This is a genomic window from Kitasatospora sp. NPDC091335 (genome assembly GCF_044757205.1).
GTDB lineage: Bacteria > Actinomycetota > Actinomycetes > Streptomycetales > Streptomycetaceae > Kitasatospora.
This window is the reverse complement of the sequence record NZ_JBIVUM010000018.1, coordinates 43472-65339: the sequence shown is the minus strand read 5'-3', so window position 1 is coordinate 65339 and position 21868 is coordinate 43472. Positions and strand designations below refer to the sequence as shown.

Annotated in this window: 25 protein-coding genes and 1 pseudogene; 17 read left to right on the top strand and 9 right to left on the bottom strand. The window is 74.1% G+C overall.

Features of this window, described 5'->3' with window-relative positions; genetic code table 11:
- Positions 1–149 precede the first annotated feature (149 nt).
- Together ACIQOW_RS30935 and ACIQOW_RS30930 are read left to right on the top strand one after the other, a co-directional pair.
- Positions 150–800 carry a GNAT family N-acetyltransferase gene (locus tag ACIQOW_RS30935; RefSeq protein ID WP_401090491.1) on the top strand — a complete coding sequence of 217 codons (651 nt, stop codon included), beginning with the start codon at positions 150–152 and terminating at the stop codon, positions 798–800.
- Positions 801–1039: 239 nt separating this feature from the next.
- Positions 1040–2500, top strand: a complete 1461-nt coding sequence (locus ACIQOW_RS30930) for a purine-cytosine permease family protein (protein ID WP_401090489.1) — start codon at positions 1040–1042, stop codon at positions 2498–2500.
- Between the two features lie 679 nt (positions 2501–3179).
- Here ACIQOW_RS30930 and ACIQOW_RS30925 read toward each other — a convergent pair.
- Positions 3180–3848 (bottom strand): TetR/AcrR family transcriptional regulator, encoded by a 669-nt coding sequence (locus ACIQOW_RS30925; RefSeq protein ID WP_401090487.1) that lies wholly within the window; start codon positions 3846–3848, stop codon positions 3180–3182.
- 150 nt (positions 3849–3998) lie between these two features.
- Between ACIQOW_RS30925 and ACIQOW_RS30920 the strand changes: the two genes are divergently transcribed.
- The 3 genes from ACIQOW_RS30920 (at position 3999) to ACIQOW_RS30910 (ending at position 6491) form a co-directional block, all read left to right on the top strand.
- Positions 3999–4706, top strand: a complete 708-nt coding sequence (locus tag ACIQOW_RS30920) for an SDR family oxidoreductase (protein WP_401090485.1) — start codon at positions 3999–4001, stop codon at positions 4704–4706.
- 68 nt (positions 4707–4774) lie between these two features.
- Complete coding sequence (locus ACIQOW_RS30915) at positions 4775–5197, top strand: tautomerase family protein (RefSeq protein ID WP_401090483.1); 423 nt, start codon at positions 4775–4777, stop codon at positions 5195–5197.
- 151 nt (positions 5198–5348) lie between these two features.
- Positions 5349–6491 carry a Fic family protein gene (locus ACIQOW_RS30910; protein WP_401090481.1) on the top strand — a complete coding sequence of 381 codons (1143 nt, stop codon included), beginning with the start codon at positions 5349–5351 and terminating at the stop codon, positions 6489–6491.
- 36 nt (positions 6492–6527) lie between these two features.
- On the opposite strand, the gene ACIQOW_RS30905 is transcribed toward ACIQOW_RS30910, so the two are convergent.
- Both ACIQOW_RS30905 and ACIQOW_RS30900 read right to left on the bottom strand, forming a co-directional pair.
- Positions 6528–7817 carry an alpha/beta hydrolase family protein gene (locus tag ACIQOW_RS30905; RefSeq protein ID WP_401090479.1) on the bottom strand — a complete coding sequence of 430 codons (1290 nt, stop codon included), beginning with the start codon at positions 7815–7817 and terminating at the stop codon, positions 6528–6530.
- A 131-nt stretch (positions 7818–7948) separates the two neighbouring features.
- A complete protein-coding gene (locus tag ACIQOW_RS30900) occupies positions 7949–8281 on the bottom strand; it encodes an ArsR/SmtB family transcription factor (protein ID WP_401090477.1) in 333 nt (110 codons plus the stop codon).
- 170 nt (positions 8282–8451) lie between these two features.
- Here ACIQOW_RS30900 and ACIQOW_RS30895 point away from each other — a divergent pair, with 170 nt between their 5' ends.
- Entirely contained in the window at positions 8452–9633 is a 1182-nt protein-coding gene (locus ACIQOW_RS30895; RefSeq protein ID WP_401090475.1) for an MFS transporter, read from the top strand.
- 72 nt (positions 9634–9705) lie between these two features.
- Here ACIQOW_RS30895 and pgm read toward each other — a convergent pair whose 3' ends face one another.
- Positions 9706–11346 carry a phosphoglucomutase (alpha-D-glucose-1,6-bisphosphate-dependent) gene (gene pgm / locus ACIQOW_RS30890; RefSeq protein ID WP_401090473.1) on the bottom strand — a complete coding sequence of 547 codons (1641 nt, stop codon included), beginning with the start codon at positions 11344–11346 and terminating at the stop codon, positions 9706–9708.
- 543 nt (positions 11347–11889) lie between these two features.
- Here pgm and ACIQOW_RS30885 point away from each other — a divergent pair.
- Positions 11890–12810: a hypothetical protein gene (locus ACIQOW_RS30885; RefSeq protein ID WP_401090471.1), complete on the top strand. Its 921-nt coding sequence runs from the start codon at positions 11890–11892 to the stop codon at positions 12808–12810.
- Positions 12811–12842: 32 nt separating this feature from the next.
- Positions 12843–13181 carry a hypothetical protein gene (locus ACIQOW_RS30880; protein ID WP_401090470.1) on the top strand — a complete coding sequence of 113 codons (339 nt, stop codon included), beginning with the start codon at positions 12843–12845 and terminating at the stop codon, positions 13179–13181.
- A 203-nt stretch (positions 13182–13384) separates the two neighbouring features.
- Here the strand turns inward: ACIQOW_RS30880 and ACIQOW_RS30875 are convergent, their stop codons facing one another.
- Positions 13385–13690 carry a YciI family protein gene (locus ACIQOW_RS30875; RefSeq protein WP_401090468.1) on the bottom strand — a complete coding sequence of 102 codons (306 nt, stop codon included), beginning with the start codon at positions 13688–13690 and terminating at the stop codon, positions 13385–13387.
- 272 nt (positions 13691–13962) lie between these two features.
- On the opposite strand from ACIQOW_RS30875, the gene ACIQOW_RS30870 reads away from it, so the two are divergent.
- Positions 13963–14301: a hypothetical protein gene (locus ACIQOW_RS30870; RefSeq protein ID WP_401090466.1), complete on the top strand. Its 339-nt coding sequence runs from the start codon at positions 13963–13965 to the stop codon at positions 14299–14301.
- Between the two features lie 63 nt (positions 14302–14364).
- On the top strand, positions 14365–15864 hold the full coding sequence (locus ACIQOW_RS30865) for an FAD-binding protein (RefSeq protein WP_401090464.1): 1500 nt from the start codon (positions 14365–14367) through the stop codon (positions 15862–15864).
- 241 nt (positions 15865–16105) lie between these two features.
- On the opposite strand, the gene ACIQOW_RS30860 is transcribed toward ACIQOW_RS30865, so the two are convergent.
- A complete protein-coding gene (locus tag ACIQOW_RS30860) occupies positions 16106–16573 on the bottom strand; it encodes a hypothetical protein (RefSeq protein WP_401090462.1) in 468 nt (155 codons plus the stop codon).
- Here ACIQOW_RS30860 and ACIQOW_RS30855 point away from each other — a divergent pair, their 5' ends adjacent.
- On the top strand, positions 16574–17056 hold the full coding sequence (locus tag ACIQOW_RS30855; RefSeq protein ID WP_401090460.1) for a hypothetical protein: 483 nt from the start codon (positions 16574–16576) through the stop codon (positions 17054–17056).
- 342 nt (positions 17057–17398) lie between these two features.
- Positions 17399–17857: a hypothetical protein gene (locus ACIQOW_RS30850; RefSeq protein ID WP_401090458.1), complete on the top strand. Its 459-nt coding sequence runs from the start codon at positions 17399–17401 to the stop codon at positions 17855–17857.
- Positions 17858–17865: 8 nt separating this feature from the next.
- On the opposite strand, the gene ACIQOW_RS30845 is transcribed toward ACIQOW_RS30850, so the two are convergent.
- The 3 genes from ACIQOW_RS30845 to ACIQOW_RS30835 form a co-directional block, all read right to left on the bottom strand.
- Positions 17866–18177 (bottom strand): hypothetical protein, encoded by a 312-nt coding sequence (locus ACIQOW_RS30845; RefSeq protein ID WP_401090456.1) that lies wholly within the window; start codon positions 18175–18177, stop codon positions 17866–17868.
- A 557-nt stretch (positions 18178–18734) separates the two neighbouring features.
- The gene (locus ACIQOW_RS30840; RefSeq protein ID WP_401090454.1) at positions 18735–19706 is read right to left on the bottom strand and encodes an RICIN domain-containing protein; all 972 of its coding nucleotides are present in this window, start codon (positions 19704–19706) and stop codon (positions 18735–18737) included.
- A 224-nt stretch (positions 19707–19930) separates the two neighbouring features.
- On the bottom strand, positions 19931–20227 hold the full coding sequence (locus ACIQOW_RS30835) for a hypothetical protein (protein ID WP_401090452.1): 297 nt from the start codon (positions 20225–20227) through the stop codon (positions 19931–19933).
- Between ACIQOW_RS30835 and ACIQOW_RS30830 the strand changes: the two genes are divergently transcribed.
- The 5 genes and pseudogenes from ACIQOW_RS30830 to ACIQOW_RS30810 form a co-directional block, all read left to right on the top strand.
- Positions 20211–20825: a DUF5753 domain-containing protein gene (locus ACIQOW_RS30830; protein ID WP_401090450.1), complete on the top strand. Its 615-nt coding sequence runs from the start codon at positions 20211–20213 to the stop codon at positions 20823–20825. The two genes, ACIQOW_RS30835 and ACIQOW_RS30830, sit on opposite strands and share 17 nt — an antisense overlap.
- Positions 20810–21016 carry a DUF397 domain-containing protein gene (locus tag ACIQOW_RS30825; RefSeq protein ID WP_401090448.1) on the top strand — a complete coding sequence of 69 codons (207 nt, stop codon included), beginning with the start codon at positions 20810–20812 and terminating at the stop codon, positions 21014–21016. Before ACIQOW_RS30830 ends, ACIQOW_RS30825 begins: the two co-directional genes overlap by 16 nt.
- Before the next feature lie 75 nt (positions 21017–21091).
- Complete coding sequence (locus ACIQOW_RS30820; RefSeq protein ID WP_401090446.1) at positions 21092–21295, top strand: DUF397 domain-containing protein; 204 nt, start codon at positions 21092–21094, stop codon at positions 21293–21295.
- Between the two features lie 51 nt (positions 21296–21346).
- On the top strand, positions 21347–21535 hold the full coding sequence (locus ACIQOW_RS30815) for a DUF397 domain-containing protein (protein ID WP_401090715.1): 189 nt from the start codon (positions 21347–21349) through the stop codon (positions 21533–21535).
- Positions 21536–21562: 27 nt separating this feature from the next.
- Positions 21563–21841: pseudogene (locus ACIQOW_RS30810) on the top strand (nitroreductase family protein); the annotation flags it as partial.
- Positions 21842–21868: the final 27 nt, after the last annotated feature.

Genomic DNA, 21868 nt, shown 5'->3' with positions numbered 1-21868 from the left:
CGGGCACGCCGCGACACCGGCCACCTGCTGCGCGACCGCCCTCGCCGCCCCGGAGGAGGACCGCGCCCGATCCGCCCGGCGCCTCCCCTGCGGCGCGCGCCCCCGAAATGGCGGTGCACGCCGCCCCGCCCGCTGGGCACACTGGCCCGATGATCGCCGACCACTGGCCCCTGTACGGGCTGCGCGTGACCTCGCCCCGCCTGGAACTGCGCCTGCCCACCGAGGACGAACTCGCCGAGGTGGCCGGCGTCGCCGCGCGCGGCGTCCACCTGCCCCGGGACCGCCCGTTCCTGACGCCGTGGGGCGAGCTGCCGCCCGCCGAACGGGCCCGGCACGTGGCGCAGTCGCACTGGCTGCGGCTGGGCCGCTGGAGCCCGCGGGACTGGGCGCTGAACCTGGTCGTCTTCCACGGGGGGCGCCCGGTGGGCATCCAGGACATGCGCGCCAAGGAGTTCGGCGTGCGGCGCGAGATCGTCTCCGGTTCCTGGCTCGGCCTGGAGCACCAGGGCAGGGGGCTGGGCACCGAGATGCGCGCCGCGATGCTCCACCTGGCCTTCGCCGAGCTCGGCACCCAGTCGGCGACCTCGCTCTCCTTCGCCGACAACCACGCCTCCCTGGCCGTCTCCCGCCGGCTCGGCTACCGCGGCGACGGCATCGACCGCGACGTCCTGGACGGGCGGGTGGTCGTCTCCGAGCGCCTGCGCCTGACCCCCGAGGCCTGGGCCGAGCACGCCCGCACCCCGGTCACCGTCACCGGCCTGACCGACGCCTCCCGCGCCCTGTTCGGCGCCCCCGCCTGACCGGAGCGCCGCTCCCGGTCCCGCGGCACCGGTTGTGCGGGAGGCCCGCCTCCCGCACAACCGGCCTGTCCCGTCCCTGACACGCCTCGCGCTTGCCCCGCCTCCGGAGGGCTCCGGCCCAGGCCGGAAGGCGAAGCGGGCAAAGTAGGATGACTCAATCCCCGCGCTACGCGCGAAGAGTTCCATAAATGTTCTATTTGCCCGTTTTATCTCCGCTTCACACGCACGGAGCCACCCTCATGGACAACCCGTCCACCGCCGAAACCGGCGGCGCGATAGAGACCCGCGGTATCGAACCCGTCCCGGACCACGAACGCCGGGGCAGAGTCCGCGAGCTCTTCCCGACCTGGGTCGCCGCGAACATCAGCGTCCTGCTCCTCACCATGGGCGCGGCCCTGGTGGTGTTCAACCAGCTGAACTTCTGGCAGGTCCTGATCGTCGCCGCGTGCGCCGCACTCGCCTCCTTCGGCATGGTCGGCGTGCTGTCGGTCTCCGGGAAGTGGGGCGGGGCCCCGGGTGCCACGCTCTCCCGGGCCACCTTCGGCGTGCGCGGCAACCTCTTCCCCGGCGCGATCCTGTGGGTCGCCCGGTTCGGCTGGGAGACGATCAACGCCGTCACCGGCGCCTACGCGGTGCTGACCGTCCTCGACCTGCTCTTCGGCGTCAGGAGCAACACCGCGCTGATCGTCATCACGCTGTTCGCCTTCGTCGCCTGCACCTTCCTGGTCTCCGGCCTCGGACGGAAGGCGCTGAACGTCTGCAACACCTGGTCGACGTACCTGTTCGGTGTCTTCAGCGTCCTGGTGCTGGGCTACCTGGTCGCGACCATGCACTGGAGCGAGGTCTTCTCCAAGCCCGCGGGCACCACCGCGATGATGATCGCCGGCATCGGGACCATCGCCGCCGGCGGCATCAGCTGGGTCCCCACCGGCCCGGACTTCGCCCGCTACCTGCCGCACGCCGCCTCCGGCCGGAAGATCGTCGGCGTGACGGTCTCCGGTGCCGGCCTGGTGATGGTGCCGATGGTGCTGATGGGCGCCGTGATGGCGGTGGCCTCCCCCGGCCTGGCGCAGGCCGCGGACCCGGTCTCCTTCCTCGGTGACCTGCTGCCGACCTGGCTGGCCGTGCCCTACCTGCTGACCGCGATCGTGGGCATGCTGCTGATCAACAGCCTCTCCATGTACTCGGCCGGCTTCACCGCGCAGACCATGGGCGTGAAGCTGCCGCGCGCCATGGCCGTCAGCATCAACGCCGTGATCTCGCTGGTCGGCGGCCTGCTGCTGATGCTGGTCGCCAAGAGCTTCCTGGGCTCCTTCATCACCTTCCTGATCCTGCTCGCCGTCTCCTTCTCGGCCTGGATCGGCGTCTACGCGGTGGACATGTTCCGGCGCCGCTCGCGCGCGGTGCGCTACGACGCCGCCGCGCTGATGGACACCAGCAGGAACAGCCGGTACTGGTACAAGGGCGGCTTCTGCTGGCAGGCGATGGTCTCCTGGGTGCTCGCGCTGCTGACCGGGCTCGCCTTCACCAAGTGCGACTGGTTCGCCGGCCCGTTCTCCGACACCCCCGTCGGCCGGTACGGGCTGGCCTGGGCGGCGACCATCGTGATCTCCGCCGTGATCATGGCCGTGCTCCCCACGCCCCGGGAGAACACCCCCGCCGACGTCCCGGCGCAGCGCGCCGAACGGGTCACCGTCTGACCGCACGCCCCCGGACCGCCCGGTCGCCCGCTCCGTCGAGCCGGCCACCGGGCGGTCCGCTTTCCCGGCCACGCCCGCCCCCGCCGACGGCGCCCGGCCCGTACGGGAGCAAGCCCGGCGCCCAGACCCCGGCGAACGCCCCCGCGCACGAGAAGTCGGCCCGGCCGACTTCCGGCGCGCGGCGGCAGCCCTCACGGCCCGGGAGCCCCGGGCGGCGAGACACCCCGCGTGAGAAGTCGGCCGGGCCGACTTCTCACGCGGGGCGGGGGCCGGCCCACGGTGGAGGGCGGAGCGGGAGTGCCGGTCGAGCCCGGTGATCTTCGGTGCGTCGCCGGGCGGGAGGAACTGCGGCACCGGGTCGGGCTCCGGGCGGGACTCCTTCGCGCCGCTCGCGGTGTCGACGTGGATGTTGTGGCGGTCGGCCCCGGCCCGCCGGTAGTACGTCGATCCGGTGATCGGAATTCGGGTCGGCGGTCGAGACCCGAGGTGCCGTTCCCCGACGTTGAATGTCGGGAGTGCAGGGGGTCAGCGGGTTTCGAGGAGGTCTTTCAGGACGTCGAGGTTCTTCGCGACGGCGCGCCTGACCCGGGGGCCGGCGACCGCGGCGACGGCCTTGAGGGCTCCGGGGGCGGCCCGGTCGGTATGTGGGGGGTCCTTCCGTTCCCGGTTCCGTACGGCGCTAGGCGGGTGCCCGGCCGTTGTCCGCGCGGGCGGCGGTCAGGCGGTGGCGGGCGGCGGTCAGGAGTTCCGCGGACAGGGTGTCGTCGTCGCTGGCGCGGGCGAGGAGCAGTGCGCCGACCATGGTGGACAGGTCGGCGAGGGTGTCCTGGCGGGCGGCGCCGTCGGGCAGGGCGGGACCGTCGGGCAGGGCGGCGCCGTCGGGCAGGGCACCGTCGGGCAGGGCGGCGCCGTCGGGCAGGGCGGCGAGGGCGTCGAGGAGTTCGCGCAGTCCGGTGGTGTAGGCGGTGCGCAGGGGGGAGCCGGGTTCGGTGCGGGCGGCGTCGGCGGCCAGGGCGGCGGCGGCGCAGCCGTGGCCGGGGTGGTCGCGGTGGAGCGGGGAGAGGTAGCGGTCGAGGAACTCGTCGCGGGGGGTGTGTCCGGCGGGGGGCTGGCCGGCGAGTTGTTCCATGGCTTCGCGGCGTTCGGTGAAGGCGGCGGCGAGGGCCTGGGCGAGGAGGTCGTCCTTGGAGGCGAAGTGGCGGTAGAAGCCGCCGTGGGTGAGGCCGGCGGCGGCCATCGCCTCGGGGACGCTGACCTGGCCGGTGCCCTTCTCCCGGATCAGGCGGGCGGTGTGGTCGATGACGCGGCTGCGGCTGCGTTCGGCCTCGGCGCGTGACACGCGGGGCATGCCGTGGCTCCTTTCCTCCGGCGGTCGGCGGTGTGGTGTGCCGGTGTGGTGTGCCTACTTTCCCATCCGGTTTAGATGATGATAATAATCTAAATGCTGCGGCGCCCGCCAGGCAACGGCCGGCGCCGCCCGGAGAGCGAGGAGACGCACATGACCGTGATCGAAGGCTCCACCGTCCTGGTGACCGGAGGCCTGCGCGGCCTGGGCCGGGCGTTCGTCGGGGAACTGCTGGCCCGCGGCGCGGCGAAGGTCTACGCCACCGCCCGCACCCCCTCCCCCGGCGCCGGCCGGGACCCGCGGGTGGAGGTCCTCGCCCTGGACGTCACCGACGACGCCTCGGTGGCCGCCGCGGCCGCCCTCGCCGGCGACGTCGACATCGTCTTCAACAACGCCGGCGTCCTGTACCCGGCACCGCTGCTGACCGGCGACCTGGACGGGATCCGGGCCACCTTCGAGACCAACGTCCTCGGCCCGCTGCGCATCGCCCGGGCGTTCGCGCCGGTGCTGGCCGCGCGCGGCGGCGGCGCGCTGGTGGACATCCACTCGCTGCTGTCCTGGGGTTCGGGCTCCGGGGCCTACGGGGCGTCCAAGGCCGCGCTGTGGTCGCTGACCAACTCGCTGCGCCTGGAGCTCGCCGCCCAGCGCACCCAGGTCCTCGGCGTGCACCTGGGCTTCGCGGACACCGAGATGGTCGCGGCCGTCCCGGTCGAGAAGATCCCGCCGGCCGAGGTCGCGCGGGCCGTCCTGGACGCCCTCGCGCGCGGCGACAGCGAGGTGCTCGTCGACGACGCCACCCGGGCCCTCAAGGCCGCCCTGTCCGGGCCCGTGGAGGGCCTGGCCGTACGCATCGGCCGCTGACCGCCGCACCCCGAACGGCGCCGCACCGCGCCGCACCCGCGAAACACCGACACCCAGGAGCGCATCCCATGCCGCTGTGGCACGTCTACCACCCTCCCGGCGCCTACACCCCCGAGCAGAAACGCCGGCTCTCCGGCGACATCACCGGGTTCTACACCCGCGTCGGGCTGCCGGAGTTCTACGTCATGACCCTCTTCCACGAGGTCGCCGCCGACTCCTTCCACGTCGGCGGCGAGCCCACCGGCACCGCGGTGCGCGTCACGGTCGAGCACATCGCCCGCCACAACGCGGACCCGCAGGCCCGCCGCCACACCCGTGAGGCGCTCGCCGCCCTCCTCGCGCCCCACACCACCGGGCGCGGCCTGTACTGCGAGTTCCACATCGACGAGACGCCCCAGGACCTGTGGATGACGGACGGCATCGCCCCGCCCCCGTCCGGCAGCGAGGCCGAGCGGCTGTGGGTCCGCGAGAACCGGCCCGTGCCGTACTGATCCCCCGTCTCCGGGACGGATCCGGGAGCGGGAGGCCCGTCGCCACGGGCCTCCCGCTCCGCCGCGCACGGGCATGCGACGGCCTCCGCGCGGCCGGCCACCGGCCGGTGGCAGCCTGGATTGAATGATAGGAGATGGGTATCATTGATTCATGCTGTATCAGACTCCCCGCCTCGACTCCGTCGACCACCAGGTCCTGGAGCAGGTCGACTCCATGCGCGACCAGCTGCGCCACGCCGTGCAGCAGGCCCCGACGAAGTGGACGTCCGACCTGCGCAAGGCCCTGACGGCCAGCGCCATCGCCGCCTCGAACACCATCGAGGGCTACCGGGTCGACGCGAGGGACGTCGCCGACCTGATGGACGGCGAGCGCGAGGTCGAGGCCAGCGACGAGAACAAGAAGGAGACCCTGGCCTACCAGCAGGCCATGACCTACATCCAGTCCCTCCACGACGCCGCCGACTTCCGCCACAGCAAGGAACTCCTCAACGCCCTGCACTGGATGCTCCAGGGCCACCACCACCCGCTCAGGACCGCCGGACAGTGGCGCAGGACGGCCATCCGGATCACCGCCCCCGGTGATGATCTCGCCACGGACTACGAGGGACCGGACCACGAACTGCTGCCCGGCCTGACGAGCGAGCTCGTCGACTGGCTCAACGAGGGCGACCTCGACAGCCACGTCCTCGTACGGGCCGCGATGGCCCACCTCAACCTGGTGAAGATCCACCCCTGGTCGGACGGCAACGGCCGGATGTCCCGCTCCTTGCAGACCCTCCTGATCGCCCGGGGCGGAGTCCTCGCCCCCGAGTTCTCCTCGATCGAGGAGTGGCTGGGGATGCCCGGCAACACCTGGGAGTACTACAAGGTGCTGCGCGAGGTCGGCGGTCCCGTCTGGTCACCCCAGCGGGACACCCTGCCGTGGATCAAGTTCAATCTCCTCGCGTACCACCAGCAGACGCAGCGGGTCCAGCGCCGCGTCGACCGCTCCAACGACTGCTGGACCCAGCTCATCGAGGCGGCCGGCCGGCACGGGATCACCGAGCGGCAGACGACCGCTCTGCACGAAGTGGCCATGGTGGGCAGGGTGCGCCGCTCGCGCTACGAGAAGGCCGAAGCGATCAACACCCAGCAGGCGACGCGGGACCTGCAGGCCCTGACCAAGGCGGAACTGCTGACAGCGGTGGGGCAGACCAAGGGCCGCCACTACATCGCCGGGCCCCGGTTCCCGCAGGAGGTCCTGGAGACCGCCCACCGGCACCACACCATCGTCAACCCGTATACCGCCGGGTAGCAGGTGGCCGGCGCGCGGGAGGCCGGCGCGGCGGGTTCAGGCGTCGAAGCGGATCTCCGGCCAGCGGGGTGTGGGCGCGTCCAGCAGGGGGGCCGGGATGCCGCGCAGGTGGAGACCGAAGTAGGCGGTGAGGAAGGCGCGTTGGGCGTCGACGGCGCGGCGGGGGTCGCCGGTGCCCAGGAAGTGCTCCAGCCGGTCGGCGGGCCAGGCGAAGACGGACTGGCCCTGGGGGACGAGGAGTTGGAGGTCGCAGTAGGAGAGGTGGCCCGAGCGGGTGAGGGTCAGGCGGCGGCGCCAGCCGGTCAGGCGGGGCCACAGGGCGTCCCACATCGCGTCGCGGGCCGGGCTGTCCCAGGCGGAGGCCATCAGCAGCAGGGGGCGGTCCAGGCCGGCGGTGGCGGCGGTACCGAACAGGGGGCCGTCCAGGACGGCTCCGGCGCGGATGCGCGGGTCGTCGCGCAGGGCCTGGACGGTGGTGGCGCCCCCCATGGAGTGGCCGAACATGCCGACGGCGTCGAGGTCGAGGGCGGTGTCGAGGCCGGCGGGCAGCGGACCGCGTTCCAGGCGGTCGAGCAGGAGGCGCACGTCGGCGGCGCGGTAGGCGACGATCCCGGCGTCGGTCATGGCCTGGACCCGGGCCTTGTCGCGCACTTCGAGGCGGTGGCCGGGGAATTCGACCTCACCGGCATCGAAGGTGTGGTCGACGGCGGCGACGACGTGGCCGTGGGAGGCGAGTTCCTCGGCGAGGACGGTGTTGAAGGAGCTGTCGGCGCCGGAGCCGTGGGAGGCGAGGACCACGGGGTGGCGACGGCCGCGGTCCACCGGCGCGCAGGGGCGGGCGTGGGTGGCGGGCCAGGCGAGGCGGGCACCGGGGACGGCGAAGTAGGCGGCTTGCAGGTGGGCGGTCTCGGCCGGGCTCATCCACGGCGCGTACGGGCCACGGGCGCCGGGGGCCGCCGGGTACCAGAGACGGGCGCGCAGCTCGCGCGGGCGCGGCGTGGGGGCCCAGGCGTCGGTGCGGGCGGGATCGCTCAGGTACAGGTGGGCGGCGCCGACGGGGTGGGGGCCGGTGGGCGCGGGCAGGCTCAGGCGGGGCCCCGGCACGCCGTCGGCGCGGACGGGCCCGGCACCGGAGGCGACGGCGGCGGAGGCGACGGCGGCGGCACCCAGGGCGAGCGCCCCGAGGACACCGCGACGGCCGGGCCGACGGCCGGGCAGCGAGCCGGACGGGCTGCCCGACAGGCGGCCGGGCAGCGAGCCGGACGGGGGGTCGGACGGGGAGTCGGGCAGGGGGTCGGACGGGCGGCTGGGCTGGGATCCGGTCACCCGCCCACTGTGCCGACGCGCCGCCGCCCCGCGCGTCCGCCCGCGGCAGGAGGCCCGCGGCGCCCTGCGACCACGGGCCTACGCCCGTGGCGGCAGCCGGGGCGAAGCCCGCCCGAGGACCCGGCCGGCCCTTACCGCGAGGGAGCTGCCGGGGCGTCCAGGAGCGCGTCGAGCAGCCCGGGGAAACGGGCGTCGAGATCGGTGCGGCGCAGGCTGACGAAGCGGTTGCGGCCGGCGACGCGGGTGGTGGTGACGCCGGCCTCGCGCAGCACCCGCATGTGGTGGGAGACGGTCGACTTGTGGAGGTGGTCCAGGCCCAGGTCGCGGGGGGCGCAGGAGTGTTCGGCGTCGTCGGCGTAGCTGAGCAGCAGGGTCATCCGTACGGGGTCGCCGAGGGCGTGCAGGACCGTGACGAGGTCGATGTCGGCGGTGGCGGGCTGGGGAAGCCGCTCGTCGTCGCTCATGGCACTGCTCCTCGGACCGCCGGGGGTGAACGGATGGTTTGACAATCATCCACCCATCCCCGAGTGTTTGACGAGCGTCAAACTGTTGCATGCCTATCCAACAGTCCGCCCGACAGTCCGCCGGGCGGTCCGTCCGCCGATCCGTCCCATGCGCCCCGGGGGGCCCTCCCGTGCCCGTACCTCTGCTCCTGCTCGCCCTCGGCACCTTCGCCATGGGCACCGACTCGATGGTCTTCGCCGGCATCCTCGGCCCGATCGCCGCCGACCTGGACGTGTCGGTGCCGGCCGCCGGCCAGCTGGTCACCGTCTTCGCGCTCGGCTACGCGCTGCTGGCCCTGGTGCTGGCCACGCTCACCGCCCGCTGGCCGCGCCGGCGCCTGCTGCTGATCGCGCTCGCCGTGTTCAGCGCCGCCAACGCGCTCAGCGCGCTGGCCCCCAGCTACGGGCTGCTGCTGGCCACCCGGGTGCTCGCCGCGGTCGGCGCCGCCCTCTACACGCCGACCGCCAACGCGGTGGCCACCACCCTGGTCGCCCCCGAGCGGCGCGGCCGGGCGCTGGCGACGGTGCTCGGCGGGATGACGGTGGCCACCGCCCTCGGGGTGCCGCTGGGCACCTGGGTGGGGCGCACCGACTGGCGGATGACGATGTGGCTGGTCACCGCCCTGGGCCTGGCCGCGCTGGCCGGCCTGGCGCTGCTGCTGCGCGACCTGCCCGCCCCCACCGCCGCCCCCGCCCTGAAGGCCCGGCTGGCGCCGCTGGGGCAGCGCCGGGTGCTGGGCGCCGCGGCCACCACGCTGGTGTTCTTCCTCGCCTTCCAGAGCGTCTACATCTACCTGTCCACCGCCGTGGCCGGCGCCACCGGCGGCGACTCCGACCGGCTGAGCCTGATCCTGCTCACCAGCGGCGTGATGTCGGTGGCCGGCAGCTGGCTGGGCGGGCGCCTGGTGGACCGCGTCGGGGTGCGCCGAGTGCTGCTGACCGGCTCGGCGGTGGCCGCGGGCGCGTTCGCCGCGCTGCCGTGGCTGGGGCGCAGCATGCCGGGGGCGCTGGGGTACGCGCTGGTGGTGCCGCTGGCGGGGTGGGCGGTGTCGGTGGCGCTGCCGCACCGGCTGGCGTCGATCGATCCGGGGAGCGCGCCGCTGCTGATCTCGCTGAACAGCAGTGCGCTGTACCTGGGGACGGCGGCGGGGGGTGTGGCGGGGTCGGCGGCGATCTCGGTGCTGGGCGGGCGGTGGTTCCCGTTCGTGGCGGCGGTGCTGGCGCTGGTGGCGTGCGCGGTGGCGGCGGCGAGCACCCGCGACGGGCGCCCGGCGCGGGCCGGGGAGGCCGCGGCGCGGCCCGCCCGGGTGTGAGGGAGCGGGCCCGGGAACGGCGCGGGTGCCCCGGGCCGGCGGTGAGCCGGTCCGGGGCACCCGCGCGGGGGTTCAGCCCCGCAGGACCTCGCCGACCAGGGCACGGGCCTCGTCCTGGACCCGGGCGAGGTGGTCGTCGCCGTGGAAGGACTCGGCGTAGATCTTGTAGACGTCCTCGGTGCCCGAGGGGCGGGCGGCGAACCAGGCGTTCTCGGTGCAGACCTTGATGCCGCCGATCGCGGCGCCGTTGCCGGGGGCGTTGGCGAGGACGGCGGTGATCTTCTCCCCGGCGATCTCGCCGGCGCCGACCCGTTCCGGGGAGAGCCGGGCCAGGCGGGCCTTCTGCTCGCGGTCGGCGGGGGCGTCGACGCGGGCGTAGGAGGGGGCGCCGTGGCGCCCGGTCAGCTCGCGGTAGCGGGTGCTGGGGGTGGTGCCGGTGACGGCGGTGATCTCGGCGGCCAGCAGGGCCAGCAGGATGCCGTCCTTGTCGGTGGTCCACACGCCGCCGTCGCGGCGCAGGAAGGAGGCGCCGGCGCTCTCCTCGCCGCCGAAGCCGATGGAGCCCTCCAGCAGGCCGTCGACGAACCACTTGAAGCCGACCGGGACCTCCACCAGGGCGCGGCCGAGGTCGGCGGCGACGCGGTCGAGCATCGAGGAGGAGACCAGGGTCTTGCCGACGCCGGCGTCGCCGGGCCAGTCGGCGCGGTGGCGGTAGAGGTAGTCGACGGCCACCGCCAGGTAGTGGTTGGGGTTCATCAGGCCGCCGTCGGGGGTGACGATGCCGTGCCGGTCGGCGTCGGCGTCGTTGCCGGTGGCGATGGCGTACTGGTCCTTGCGGCCGATGAGGGAGGCCATCGCGGCCGGGGAGGAGCAGTCCATGCGGATCCTGCCGTCCCAGTCCAGCGTCATGAACCGCCAGGTCGGGTCGGTCACCGGGTTGACGACGGTCAGGTCCAGGCGGTGGGTCTCGGCGATGCGCGCCCAGTAGTCCACCGAGGCGCCGCCCAGCGGGTCGGCGCCGATGCGCAGCCCGGCGGCGCGCACCGCGTCCAGGTCCAGGACGGAGGGCAGGTCCTCGACGTAGCTGCCGAGGTAGTCGTGGCGTCCGGTGGTGGCGGCGGCCAGGGCCCGCGCGTACGGGACCTTCCTGACGCCGCGCATGCCCTCGCGGATCAGTTCGTTGGCGCGGTCCTGGATCCGGCTGGTGGCCTGGGATCCGGCCGGGCCGCCGCTGGGCGGGTTGTACTTGAAGCCGCCGTCGCGCGGCGGGTTGTGCGAGGGGGTGATCACGATGCCGTCCGCGAGGGCGCGGGGGCTGCGCCGGTTGTGGGCGAGGATCGCGTGGGAGACCGCCGGGGTGGGGGTGTAGCCGTCGGCGTCGTCGATCAGGACGTGGACGCCGTTGGCGGCCAGCACCTCCAGGGCGGTGACCTTGGCCGGCTCCGAGAGGGCGTGGGTGTCGGCGCCCAGGAACACCGGTCCGGCGACGCCCTGTTCGGCGCGGTACTCGCAGATCGCCTGCGTGGTCGCGGCGATGTGGTCCTCGTTGAAGGCAGCGTCCAGCGACGAGCCCCGGTGTCCCGAGGTCCCGAACGCCACCCGCTGCCCGGGCTCCTGCGGGTCCGGGTTCAGCGCGTAGTACGCCGTCACCAGCCTCGCCACGTCCACCAGGTCACCGGGCTGCGCCGGCTGCCCGGCCCGTGCGTGTGCCATCCGTCTTCTCCCGCCGAAAGTCGGTAACTACGCGGCACGTCCCCGTCCCGCGCTCACCGATCGTAGCCAGAACGCGACCGTGCCCCGAACCGCGCGGGCGGTCCGGGGCGGCAGCGACGACGGGGACGGCGGGCTTCAGGCAGGTTTGAGGCGGGCTTGAGGTCCGCTTCAGACAGGCTTCAGGTCCGCTTCGGGCGGGCTTCGGGCGGGCTTCGGGCGGGCGGCTGCCGACGGTGCGCCGCGAGCGCGGGGCGGGTTCCTTCGGGCAGGTGTGCCCGGCCTCCCCGGTCGCCGCCCCGCGCACCCGGCCCCACCGGGTGCGCGTCCCTGTGGAATTGAACCGCTGGGACGACATCCGGCGGTGTCACCGCGCGGCGGGGTTCCGGGCCGCGGTGGGACGTGTAGAAACGAGCCGCACCTGGCCGGGCCGCGCCCGCCGTCCCGTCGCCGCCCCGGCCCCGCGTCAGGTCGGGCGCGTCCGGTGGCGGACCGGCCCGTCGGCGCCCGCCCCCAAGCCACTTCTCGTCCAAGGAGACCGGGCACATGCTGAGAATCACCGCAGACGTCTATTCCGGCCGGCCCAACCCCGTCGCGGACATCACCGACGCGGCACGGGCGCGCACAGCCCTGCGGGAGCTGACGCGGGACCGGGCACTGTTCTCGGGCCCCCGGCCCTCCGACCCGCCCGCGGGCCCCCTGGGCCTGCGGGGGTTCTGGCTGGAGACCTTCGACGACGAACTCGCGCACGACTTCGGCGTGGAGTCCCGTCTGTACCTCCCGGCGGGGGCCCAGGCCCCCGCCGGGCGCTCCGCCGAGGTCGCCGAGCGGCTGGTCACCCTCGCGGACTGGGGCCAGGCCCCGGCCGCCCTCGCCGGGCCCACGCCACCGGTCGACGCGTCGTTCCGGGAGTTCCTGCTCGAACAGCTGGCGAGCAGCGGCCGGGCCTCCCTGAAGGACCGGGTCGGGCCGGCGGGCGGCGGCCAGGCGGAGAACCCCACGGTCACCTGCACGATCGAGGTCGGGGCGTTCAACCCCGGGTTCTGGAACAACGACCCGAACGTCCTGGACAACAACAACTGCTACAACTACGCCAGCAACTGGCGCACGAACACCTTCGCGCAGCCCGGCCGCGGCTGCGGCAGCATGTACACGCAGATCACCTGTGAGGAGGTGACCCGCGCGGCGCTCTGCGACGGCATGCACCACCGGTTCGACTGTTTCCCCGACAACGAGGCGCCGCGTCCCCTGGTCGCCCTGGTCGTCATCCCCGGCGGCGGCGACTACCACTGGTACCGGAGGCAGAAGGAGGGCTTCTGGGGCCACAAGCCGGGCGGGACGGCGGCTCGCAACTACGACAACAGCGGGAACGTGATCTACGACCCGGAGACCGCCGACCGCGGGCCCTACACGATCTTCTGCGGCTACTTCTACGGCTGCAACAGCCAGCGGCAGAGGATCAACTGACGAGCGCCCGGGGGCCCCGGACCGTCGTCGAGGTGGACCTCTACAGCGGGCGGCCCAACCCTCGCTTCCCCCTGGAACCCGCCACGGCCGACGAGCTGGCGCGCCGGATCGGGGCGCTGACGCCGGCGCCCGCGAGCGGGCCGCCGGACGTCGGGCTCGGCTACCGGGGACTGCGGGTCCTGGCCGGCCCGCACGGCACCGGCGCCGGGACCGTCGTCTCCGGCGGGGTGGTGACCCTGCGCGGCCCGGACGGGACGCCGCGCCGCCTGCGGGACCCCGGGCGGGCACTGGAACGCTGGCTCCTCGCCCGGGGCGTGGGGCACCTGGACCCCGCTGTCGTCGCGACGGTGCGCCGGGAACTCGCGCGGTAGCGGCGGGTGGTGGAGCGGGAAGCCCGCGGGACGGCCCTGCCGACCGGACCGGCTTCCCGCTCAACGCGTCCGGGGCGAGGCTCCGCCACTGAGACTCCGCCGGCGAGGCTCCGCAGCGGATGCGGAGCGCAGGACGCGGTCCGGCCCGGTGAAGCGGCGTCGCGGCTGCCCCCGGGGCGTTCGGTCCCGGCCCCGGGGCCCCCTCAGGCCGACGCGGGCGGCTGCTGACGGTACGCCGCGAGCGCGGGGGCGGTGGTGGTGGCGACGAACTCCGTCACCCGGTAGCGCGCCAGCCCGGCCTCGGTGAACGGGTCGGTGGCCACCAGTGCCTCGATCGAGGCACGGTCCGTGCCCGCCGCGAGGATCACCCCGCCGTCGCGCGGCACCTTGCGCCCCGAGGCGAGGAAGGTGCCCGCCGCGTAGTGCTCCTCCAGCCACGCGATGTGCCGCGGCAGCACGGCGTCGACCGACTCCAGGTCGGCGGTGTACGTCAGCTCCGGAACGAACATGCCCACCAGGCTAGTGTCCCGGCCCCGGCGGCCCCCGCCGGGAGGGTGCCGAGCCCAATCCTGCCAGCTCAGGCAAGGTTTCGGTAGGACACAGCACACCCTTCTTCCGCCTTGCCGCGCACCGGCGCGGGCCCGCAGACTCGTGCGCATCCCACCGAGCGCCCCGCGCCGGCCGCCCTGCCCCGGGCGGCCGGCGTGCGCGGCGTGCTGCCCGCGCACCGCGAGGGGCGGCGGGCGGGAGGAACCACACGGACGACGAAGGGGGACGGACCATGGGCGTGCACGAGGACCTGGTGCTCAGGGCGCGGGTGCGGCTGCTGAGCCACAACGAGCGGATCCTGCACGGCGAGGAGGGCCTGTGGGTGTACCGGGCGCTGTTCACGGTCAGCCCGGACGCCTACGCGTACAAGCTGGCGTTCGTGCTGCGGGAGGCGGCCGAGGGGCCGCGGCCGGCCCGTCTGCCCGAGGCGCGGGAGGCGCTGCTGGCGGAGGCGAGGGCCGTCTCGGCGCGCGTCCCCGGCCACGCTCCGGCCCACCAGCGCCGGATGTGGGACTACCCGGTGGCCGAGCTGCGGCGCTTCGAGCAGCAACTCGGCGGTGCGCGGCAGTAGGTGATCACCCGATGGTTGCGGTACAACAATCCCTATTTGACGACCGATCGGAGAAATTCTGATATGAGCAGGTCAGGACTGTCCCGCCGCGCCCTCCTCGCCGGTGCCGGAGCCGGCGCCGCCACCGCCGTCGTCGGCTGGAACACCTCCACCGCCGCCTGGGCCACCGAGAGCGGCGCCGGCGTCGCCGAACTCCCCACCCTGGACGGCACGGTGACCCTCCAGGGCGACGGCCTGGAGCGCTTCTCCAGCGACTTCGGCCACCTCGTCACCGCCAGGCCCCGGGCGGTGCTGCGCCCGGGCTCGGTGCGCGACGTGCAGCAGCTGGTGGCCTTCGCCCGCCGCCACCGCATCCCGGTGGCCGTCAACGGGCAGAGCGGCGACCTCGCGCAGCTCGGCGCGGCCGGGCTGGAGTCGCACTCCAGCTACGGCCAGGCCAACCCGCGCGGCGGCGTCGCCATCGACGCCCGCGGCCTGTCCAGGGTCGTCTCGGTGCGGCCCGGACGCGCCGTGGTCGAGGCCGGCGCGACCTGGGCGCAGGTCACCGAGGCGGGCCTGGCGGCGGGCTGGGTGCCGCCGGTGCTCACCGACTACCTGCACCTGTCGGTGGGCGGGACGCTGAGCGTCGGCGGCATCGGCGGCGCCGTCCAGCGCTACGGCATGCAGGTCGACAACGTACTGGAACTGGACGTGGTCACCGGCACCGGCGAGCTGGTCACCGCCTCGCCCACCCGCAACCGCGAGCTGTTCGAGGCGGTGCTGGCCGGCGGCGGCCAGGTCGGCGTCATCGTGCGCGTCACCCTCGCCCTGGTGAAGGTCCGCGAGCGCGCCCACGTCTTCTCGCTGTACTACGACGACCTGGACGCCTACCTCGCCGACCAGGAGAAGGTCCTGGCCGGGCGCCGCTTCGACCTCCAGGTCGGCGACGTGGTGCGCAGCGCGGACGGGTCGCGGTGGCGCTACAAGGCGGAGCTGGTGGCGTTCGCGGACGCCGGGCGGGCGGTGGACCGGGCGGCGCTGCTGGCCGGGCTGGTCCCGGTGGAGACGGAGGTGGTGGAGCAGAGCTGGCGGGAGTACGCGTTCCGGGTGGACGGCTTCGCCGGGTACCTGCGGGCGGCCGGGTTCTGGTCGCTGCCCAAGCCGTGGCTGAGCGTGTTCCTGCCGGCGTCGTCGGCGCGGGCGTTCATGGCGCGGGCCGCGGAGGTGCTGACCGCCGCCGACCTGGGGGCGGGGCTGCTGCTGTTCTACCCGTACCTGCGCTCGAAGGTGAGGGCGCCGCTGGCGGTGCTGCCGGGGCAGCAGGAGGTGGGCTGGCACTTCGACCTGCTGGCCTTCCCCGGCCCGGGGTCGGACAGTGCGGCGATGCTGGAGCGCAACCGGCGCCTGTACGACCTGGCGGTGGAGCTGGGCGGCAAGCGGTACCTGATCGGGGCGGTGCCGGGGATGACGCGGGAGGACTGGCGGCGTCACTACGGGGGGCAGTGGGAGAAGGTGGCGCGGGCCAAGCGCCGGTTCGACCCGGCGGGCGTCCTGACGCCGGGCCAGGGCATCCACGCGTCCTGACCCCCTGGCTCCCTGACCGCCGGGCCGTCCGCGCGTTCACACCGGCGCGGGCGGCCCGGCGGCCCGGCGGGGCACCGGGACCCCGGGGCTCCCGGGCGGGGTCGGGTGATCTCCGGCCGGGCCGTCATGCCCATCGCGGAGCGGTCCGGCAGGTGGCGGTGGTACGGGTAGCGGCCGCGTTAGGAGTCGAAGACGGCCTGGAGGCGCACGCTCTCGCCGGGCATCAGGCGCACGGTGTCCTTCAGCCCCGCCTCCCCCGGCCCGGGGGCCGCTCCGTTGCGGGCCAGGACACGGAACTGCGCCAGGTGCGGTGGAAGTCGTGCGGGATGTCGGTGTCGGCGTTGACGACCGTCCGGATCTCCGAGGTGCCGAAGGCGACGGAGGCGTCGACCCGGGCGGGGTCGTACGCCTTGCCGTCGATCAGGCCGCGCGGGGCGAGGCCGCCGCCGGTCTCGACCTTCGGCACGACGGTGCGCTCGCGCACCGCCGCACCGGGCGGTGCCAGGGTGCGCGGCCGGTCGGGCACCGCGGAGGGGCCGGGGGCGGGGCGGCCGACGTCGAAGCGCAGGACCTGGCCGACGTGTTCGGCGGGGCCGGGCGGCATGGAGTCGGTGAGCACGACGCCGGCACCGGGGCCGTCCTGGCCCGCGCCGACCTGGAGACTTCCGGGCACGGCGCCGTGCAGCTGGCCCACCCGGCGAGCGGCCACATGCTCCTCAACGTCGGCGAGGGACAGGACGGCACGGCCCTGTACCGCGCCTGCCTGAGCGACGGCCGGATCGACCTGTGGCGCTACCCCTTCGACGACCGCTGCCTGATCGGCCTGTCACCCGACGGGCAGCACGTCCTGACCGTCGACCACGGGCAGAACGACCTCACCGTCCACGCCTTCCCCGGCGGCGCGAGCGTCTTCACCCTCACCGCCGGCGACTTCGGCCACGACCCGGACACCGTCTTCCTGGAGTGGAGCGGCGGCTACCTGACCCCCGACACCCTGCTCGCCACCCTCGTCGGCGAGAGCGACGACGGACAGGACTGGTCGCGCCACTACCGCGTCGACGCCCGCACCGGCCGCGTCCACGGCGAGTTCGCCACCCACGCCGCGGACCCGGACGACATCCACCCGCTCGGCGACGGCTCCTGGCTCACCACCGGCCCCGGCGGGCACCCCGTGCGCCGCACCGGCTCCTGACCGGGCACCGCGCCGGGACAACCACGCCTGCGCCTACGCCGCCGTACGTCTTCGGCGCCGAAGCGCCCCCGCCCCTCGACGGCCACCTGCCCAGGCTCGACCCGGTCGGCCACCCGGCCCGGTCGGCCGACCTGCCCGGGAGCACGCCGCGATGAGCCCGTCGGACCCCCCGCGCGCCCGGCCTCGCGTACGCGCTGCGCGTCCTCGCCCAGGCCTACGGCGACCACCCGACCACCCCGGGCAGCGGCGCCCCCGCCCACCGGCCCGACCGGAACCGCACCGTCCGGATGTGGCACGATCGGCCCGGAAGCACGGACCGGGGACCCCGGAGGGAACGCAGCGATGGACGGACGGCGGAAGCCGCTCGACGCGGACGAGCGCCGGCGCGGGCTCCGGGCCGCGGCGATCCGCTGGGCGGTGCTGGCGGTGGCGCTGCTGACACTGCTGGCCGGGGCCGGGTACGCGCTGCCGGGCTGGTCGGTCGCCCACGGGGCGGGCAGCCCCGGCGTGTTCACCGTGACCGGGGAGGCCGTGGACTGCGGCCGGTGCGTGGTCGAGGGCACCTTCACCCCGGACGACCCCGCGCAGCCCGAGCTGACCGGCGCGGGCGTGATGGGCCGCCTCCCGGCGCGGCTGCTGGGCGAGCAGGCCCGCGGCCTGGGCTACGACGGCAAGGTGTACCCGCCCGACGGGGGCGGCGCCTGGCAGCGGGGCACGGCGATCGCCGCCGGCGGCCTGGCGCTCCTGCTGCTGTGGCTGTGGCTGGTGCTGCGCAGCCGGCGCCGCCGTCACGCCGGTTGAGGGGGGCGTCAGAGCGCGGACAGGCGCAGCGTGAGGGGCGGGCCGTCCGAGCGGGGCGTCCAGCCCTGTGCCCGCGCGGCCCGGATGCCCGCGGCGACCTCCCGCGGCATGACCGCCTCCGTCGCCACCGCGGCCGGGTCGCGCAGGGCCGGCCGGCCGGTGTCCACGACGAGCGTCGTCCCGGGGCGCCGCTCGTCCTGCACGGCGTAGCCGAGGGTGGTGCCCTCGCAGTCGCAGCACCAGTGCTGCCTGCGCACCCGCCAGCGGTACTCCGTGCCGTCGACGACGATGCGCCGGGACCCCTTCCTCGCCAGTGCCACGGTGGCGGCCCCTTCCGGTCTGCGGCTCTTCGACGTGCCCGTGTTCCGGTGGGCAGTCTCTCCTGGCGGCGCCGGGGGTGTCACGGGGTTTCGCGGTGCGGGGGTGTGGCACCGGCGGGTTTCCGGGCGGCGGCTCCCGGGCGGCGGCTCCCGGCCGGCCCTGCCCGGATACTCGCCGGCTTCCGAGGCGGCGCCGCAGCGGGATGTCCAACCGGCTCCTTCGCCCTGCTCCCCGACCGGGACAGTGCGCAGCGGGCGCTGGACGCGATGCACGACAGCCTGGCTCCGGGGGCCGGCTGATCGTCGGCGTCGAACCGCCGTCCCTGAGCACGGAGTCCGACGGCGGACCGGTCCCCCACCGGTGGAGCGGCGGGGAACTGCTCACCCTCACCGGACGTACCACCGCCCGTTGGACCGTCCCTCGACCACGGCCGTCCGCTGACGGCTCGCCGCGGTGGCCCCGCCCGTCGCGGCCAGGTGACCGGCGGGCCCGCTCGCCGGCGGTGTCGGCGAGCGGGCCCGGTGCGCTTCCGGCGTGCGGGGTGCGGGGTGTGGCGTCAGGAGAGGGTGTCGGCGAGCTTGAGGTAGCCGCGCTGGACGATCCACTTCTGGTTGGGGTTGGTGGCGGAGCACTGGTAGATGATCGCGGCGTCGCCGTTGTTGCGGTAGCTGCCGGAGTCCAGGCACATCTCCCGGCCGGTGCCGACGGTGTCCTTGACGACGAACTGCCCGTCGCGCACGATCCACCGCTGGTTGGGATGGTCGAGGCAGCCCCAGAGGCGGACCTTGTCGCCGTTGTCGCGGCCGTTGCCCGTGTCCAGGCACACCGGGGCGCCCGAGCCGATCGTGTCGTCGACCTTCACGTGGTTGTCGTCGACCGTGAACCGCTGGTTGGTGTGGGCGAGGCACTGCCAGACGCGGACCTGGCCGCCGTTGGTACGGGTGTTCCCGGCGTCCAGGCAGACGCCCCGGGTGTCCTGGGCCGTGGGCGCGAAGACCGGCGAGTTCCACCGGAGGTTGTCGGAGGGGTTCGCGGCGTCCTTGTAGAGGTAGGCGGGGACGCGGGCGGCGCTCCTGTCGCCGCCGCTGTCCAGGACGTAGCCGGTCGCGACGTTCCTGATCTGCTTGGTGGCGGGGTTGTAGTCCCACTTCAGGTTGGCCGACGGGTCGTTGTTGTTGTCCTTGAAGAGGTACGCGGGCACGCGGGCCGCGCTCTGGTCGCCGCCGCTGTCCAGGACGTAGCCGGTCGCGACGTTGCGGATCTTCTTGCTGTCCGGGTCGTACGTGAACTTGAGGTTGTCGGACGGGTTCGCGGCGTCCTTGTAGAGGTAGGCGGGGACGCGGGTGGCACTCTTGTCGCCGCCGCTGTCCAGGACGTAGCCGGTGGCCACGTTGACGATCTGGCCCGGGGCGGAGGGCACGCGCGGCTGCGGCGAGGCGGCGGTGGCGGGCGTGGCGGCGGCGAGGGCGAGCATCGCGGTCGCACCGGCGAAGGCGCCCAGGCGGCGCGGGAGGCGGAGCACAGACATGGAGGTGTCCTCAGAACAGGTCAGGGAGGTGTGGCGGCACGGCGGTACGCCCGTTCGGCGGACCCGCCGGTCGCGCCACATCCTGGCCGCCGGTGATCGAGGCCGGATACATACTGTCGCTGGTTCTCACCCGTCCGGAGTAGCCGGATAGCGCATCCGAGTGAGTCGTATGACGATCAGTCAGGACGTTGCGATCCGCCGCCCGCCGGTCCGAAGTGCGGTGTTCAGGCGGCGCGTTGGCCGTGGAGGAGGACGGGGAGGGTGCGGCCGGCGAGGGCTTCGGCGGCGCGGGCGGCCTGGGAGGGGGCCATGACGTCCGGCAGGTCCGGGGCGGGGACGAAGCGGGCGCCGAGCAGTCCGCTGCGGTGCCGGGGCGGGACGGTGATCCGGGCGGTGCCGGGGACGGTGCCGCCGTCGAAGACGAGGTTCAGGCGTTCCAGGTAGCGGTCGGCGGGGCGGGCGGTGAGGTGGAGAGTCCTGGAAACGGGCGGGACTTTGATGCTGATGTACTTCCAGGCCAAGCACACGGCCTTGGTTCCGGGCTTTCCCGAGTACGCCAACTACGAGGCGAGCGCGGAGAGGATCAAGCTCTTCGAGATCAACGTCATCCCCGGACTGTTGCAAACCCGGCCGTACGCAGTCGCTTGGGAGCAGGGCAACCTCCGTCGAGGCACCGTCACGCCGGAGCAGGCGCACGAGCGGATCGAGTTCCTGCTTGCCCGGCAGCACATCTATGACCGCACGCCACCCCCGCTCTTGCACGCGGTGATCGACGAGAGCTGCCTCAGGCGGCCCATCGGCGGCCGAGACGTCATGGTCGAGCAGTTGCTCCACCTCGAAGAAATGGCTACTCGACCCAACATCATCATCCAGGTGGCGCCGTACTCGCTGGGCGAGAACCGGCCGTTTACCCGGCTGGTGCACCTCCTTACCATTCCTGACCGCAAAACGCTTTCTTACGGCGAGACTGAGCAGCGCGGCTACCTCGATCGGGATCCTGACGCGATCACAAAGCTGACCAACGACTACGATCGCCTGGTGGTCGAGGCCTTGGGCCGGACCGAATCGGTAGCCATGATCCGTGCGGTACGGAGGGACTTTGAATGGATGTCGACCTGACTAGCGCCCACTGGCGGAAGAGCTCGCATAGCGGCAGTGGTGGTACGTGTGTGGAGGTCGCCGACGGCTTCGCCGACCTCATGCCCGTGCGCGACTCCAAGGACCCCAGCGGCCCGGCCCTCCTCTTCCCCTCCTCGGCCTGGCAGGCCTTCGTCACCGCCATCCGCACCGGTGAATTCGACACCCGGTAGCCCTACTTCACCTCGGAGTGGGAAGTCGACCCCATCGACTTCCCACTCCAAAAGGCCCGTTCAGGAGGCAACCCCATGGACCCCGCCCGCATCACCATCTGGCGCAAGAGCTCATACAGCGGCAGCGGCGGCCAGTGCATCGAGGTGGCCGACGGCATCCCCGGCCTCATGCCCGTGCGCGACTCCAAGGACCCCGACGGCCCGGCCCTCGCCTTCCTCTCCCCCTCCTGGCAGGCCTTCGTCACCGCCGTCCGGGCCGGCGAATTCGACGGCCGGTAAACCCACTCCACACGGCCCGCTCAGGAGGCAGCCCCATGGGCCCCCGCCCCCATCACCACCTGGCGCAAGAGCTCGTACGGCACCGACGGCGGCCAGTGCGTCGAGGTGGCTCCCGGATTTCCGAACGTGATGCCCGTCCGTGACTCCAAGGACCCCGACGGCCCGGCCCTCGTCTTCCCCACCCCCTCCTGGCAGGCCTTCGTCACGGCCGTCCGCACCGGCGAATTCGACGCCCGGTAGCCCGGCTTCACACGCCGCCGCCCCTCCCCCGGGGCGGCGGCGCACAGCAGCCCCGCCGACGCCGGCGCCTGCCTCCGGACGCTGCTGCCGGCCATGACCGCCCACCGCGTGGCCAGTTGCCCGCAGGGCCTGCTAGGCTGCTACGCCGACACCGTCCGCGACCGCCTCGGAGTGGACGAGGGGAGGCTGCTCGTGGGTGCCTCCTTCGGCTACGCCGACGAGAACGCGCCGGTGCACCGGGTCGCGACAGGACCGGCGGCCCTGGAGACAACCACCACGTTCCACGCCCAGGGACAATGCCACTGACTTCGCAACCTTCCGCAGCCCCCTGGC

Bases quoted from the DNA above. Each gene is read 5' to 3' on its own strand.
- ACIQOW_RS30935 (WP_401090491.1), top strand. From the start codon at position 150: ATGATCGCCGACCACTGGCCCCTGTACGGGCTGCGCGTGACCTCGCCC.
- ACIQOW_RS30930 (WP_401090489.1), top strand. From the start codon at position 1,040: ATGGACAACCCGTCCACCGCCGAAACCGGCGGCGCGATAGAGACCCGC.
- ACIQOW_RS30925 (WP_401090487.1), bottom strand. From the start codon at position 3,848: ATGCCCCGCGTGTCACGCGCCGAGGCCGAACGCAGCCGCAGCCGCGTC.
- ACIQOW_RS30920 (WP_401090485.1), top strand. From the start codon at position 3,999: ATGACCGTGATCGAAGGCTCCACCGTCCTGGTGACCGGAGGCCTGCGC.
- ACIQOW_RS30915 (WP_401090483.1), top strand. From the start codon at position 4,775: ATGCCGCTGTGGCACGTCTACCACCCTCCCGGCGCCTACACCCCCGAG.
- ACIQOW_RS30910 (WP_401090481.1), top strand. From the start codon at position 5,349: ATGCTGTATCAGACTCCCCGCCTCGACTCCGTCGACCACCAGGTCCTG.
- ACIQOW_RS30900 (WP_401090477.1), bottom strand. From the start codon at position 8,281: ATGAGCGACGACGAGCGGCTTCCCCAGCCCGCCACCGCCGACATCGAC.
- pgm (WP_401090473.1), bottom strand. From the start codon at position 11,346: ATGGCACACGCACGGGCCGGGCAGCCGGCGCAGCCCGGTGACCTGGTG.
- ACIQOW_RS30885 (WP_401090471.1), top strand. From the start codon at position 11,890: ATGCTGAGAATCACCGCAGACGTCTATTCCGGCCGGCCCAACCCCGTC.
- ACIQOW_RS30875 (WP_401090468.1), bottom strand. From the start codon at position 13,690: ATGTTCGTTCCGGAGCTGACGTACACCGCCGACCTGGAGTCGGTCGAC.
- ACIQOW_RS30870 (WP_401090466.1), top strand. From the start codon at position 13,963: ATGGGCGTGCACGAGGACCTGGTGCTCAGGGCGCGGGTGCGGCTGCTG.
- ACIQOW_RS30865 (WP_401090464.1), top strand. From the start codon at position 14,365: ATGAGCAGGTCAGGACTGTCCCGCCGCGCCCTCCTCGCCGGTGCCGGA.
- ACIQOW_RS30855 (WP_401090460.1), top strand. From the start codon at position 16,574: ATGCTCCTCAACGTCGGCGAGGGACAGGACGGCACGGCCCTGTACCGC.
- ACIQOW_RS30850 (WP_401090458.1), top strand. From the start codon at position 17,399: ATGGACGGACGGCGGAAGCCGCTCGACGCGGACGAGCGCCGGCGCGGG.
- ACIQOW_RS30840 (WP_401090454.1), bottom strand. From the start codon at position 19,706: ATGTCTGTGCTCCGCCTCCCGCGCCGCCTGGGCGCCTTCGCCGGTGCG.
- ACIQOW_RS30830 (WP_401090450.1), top strand. From the start codon at position 20,211: ATGTACTTCCAGGCCAAGCACACGGCCTTGGTTCCGGGCTTTCCCGAG.
- ACIQOW_RS30825 (WP_401090448.1), top strand. From the start codon at position 20,810: ATGGATGTCGACCTGACTAGCGCCCACTGGCGGAAGAGCTCGCATAGC.
- ACIQOW_RS30820 (WP_401090446.1), top strand. From the start codon at position 21,092: ATGGACCCCGCCCGCATCACCATCTGGCGCAAGAGCTCATACAGCGGC.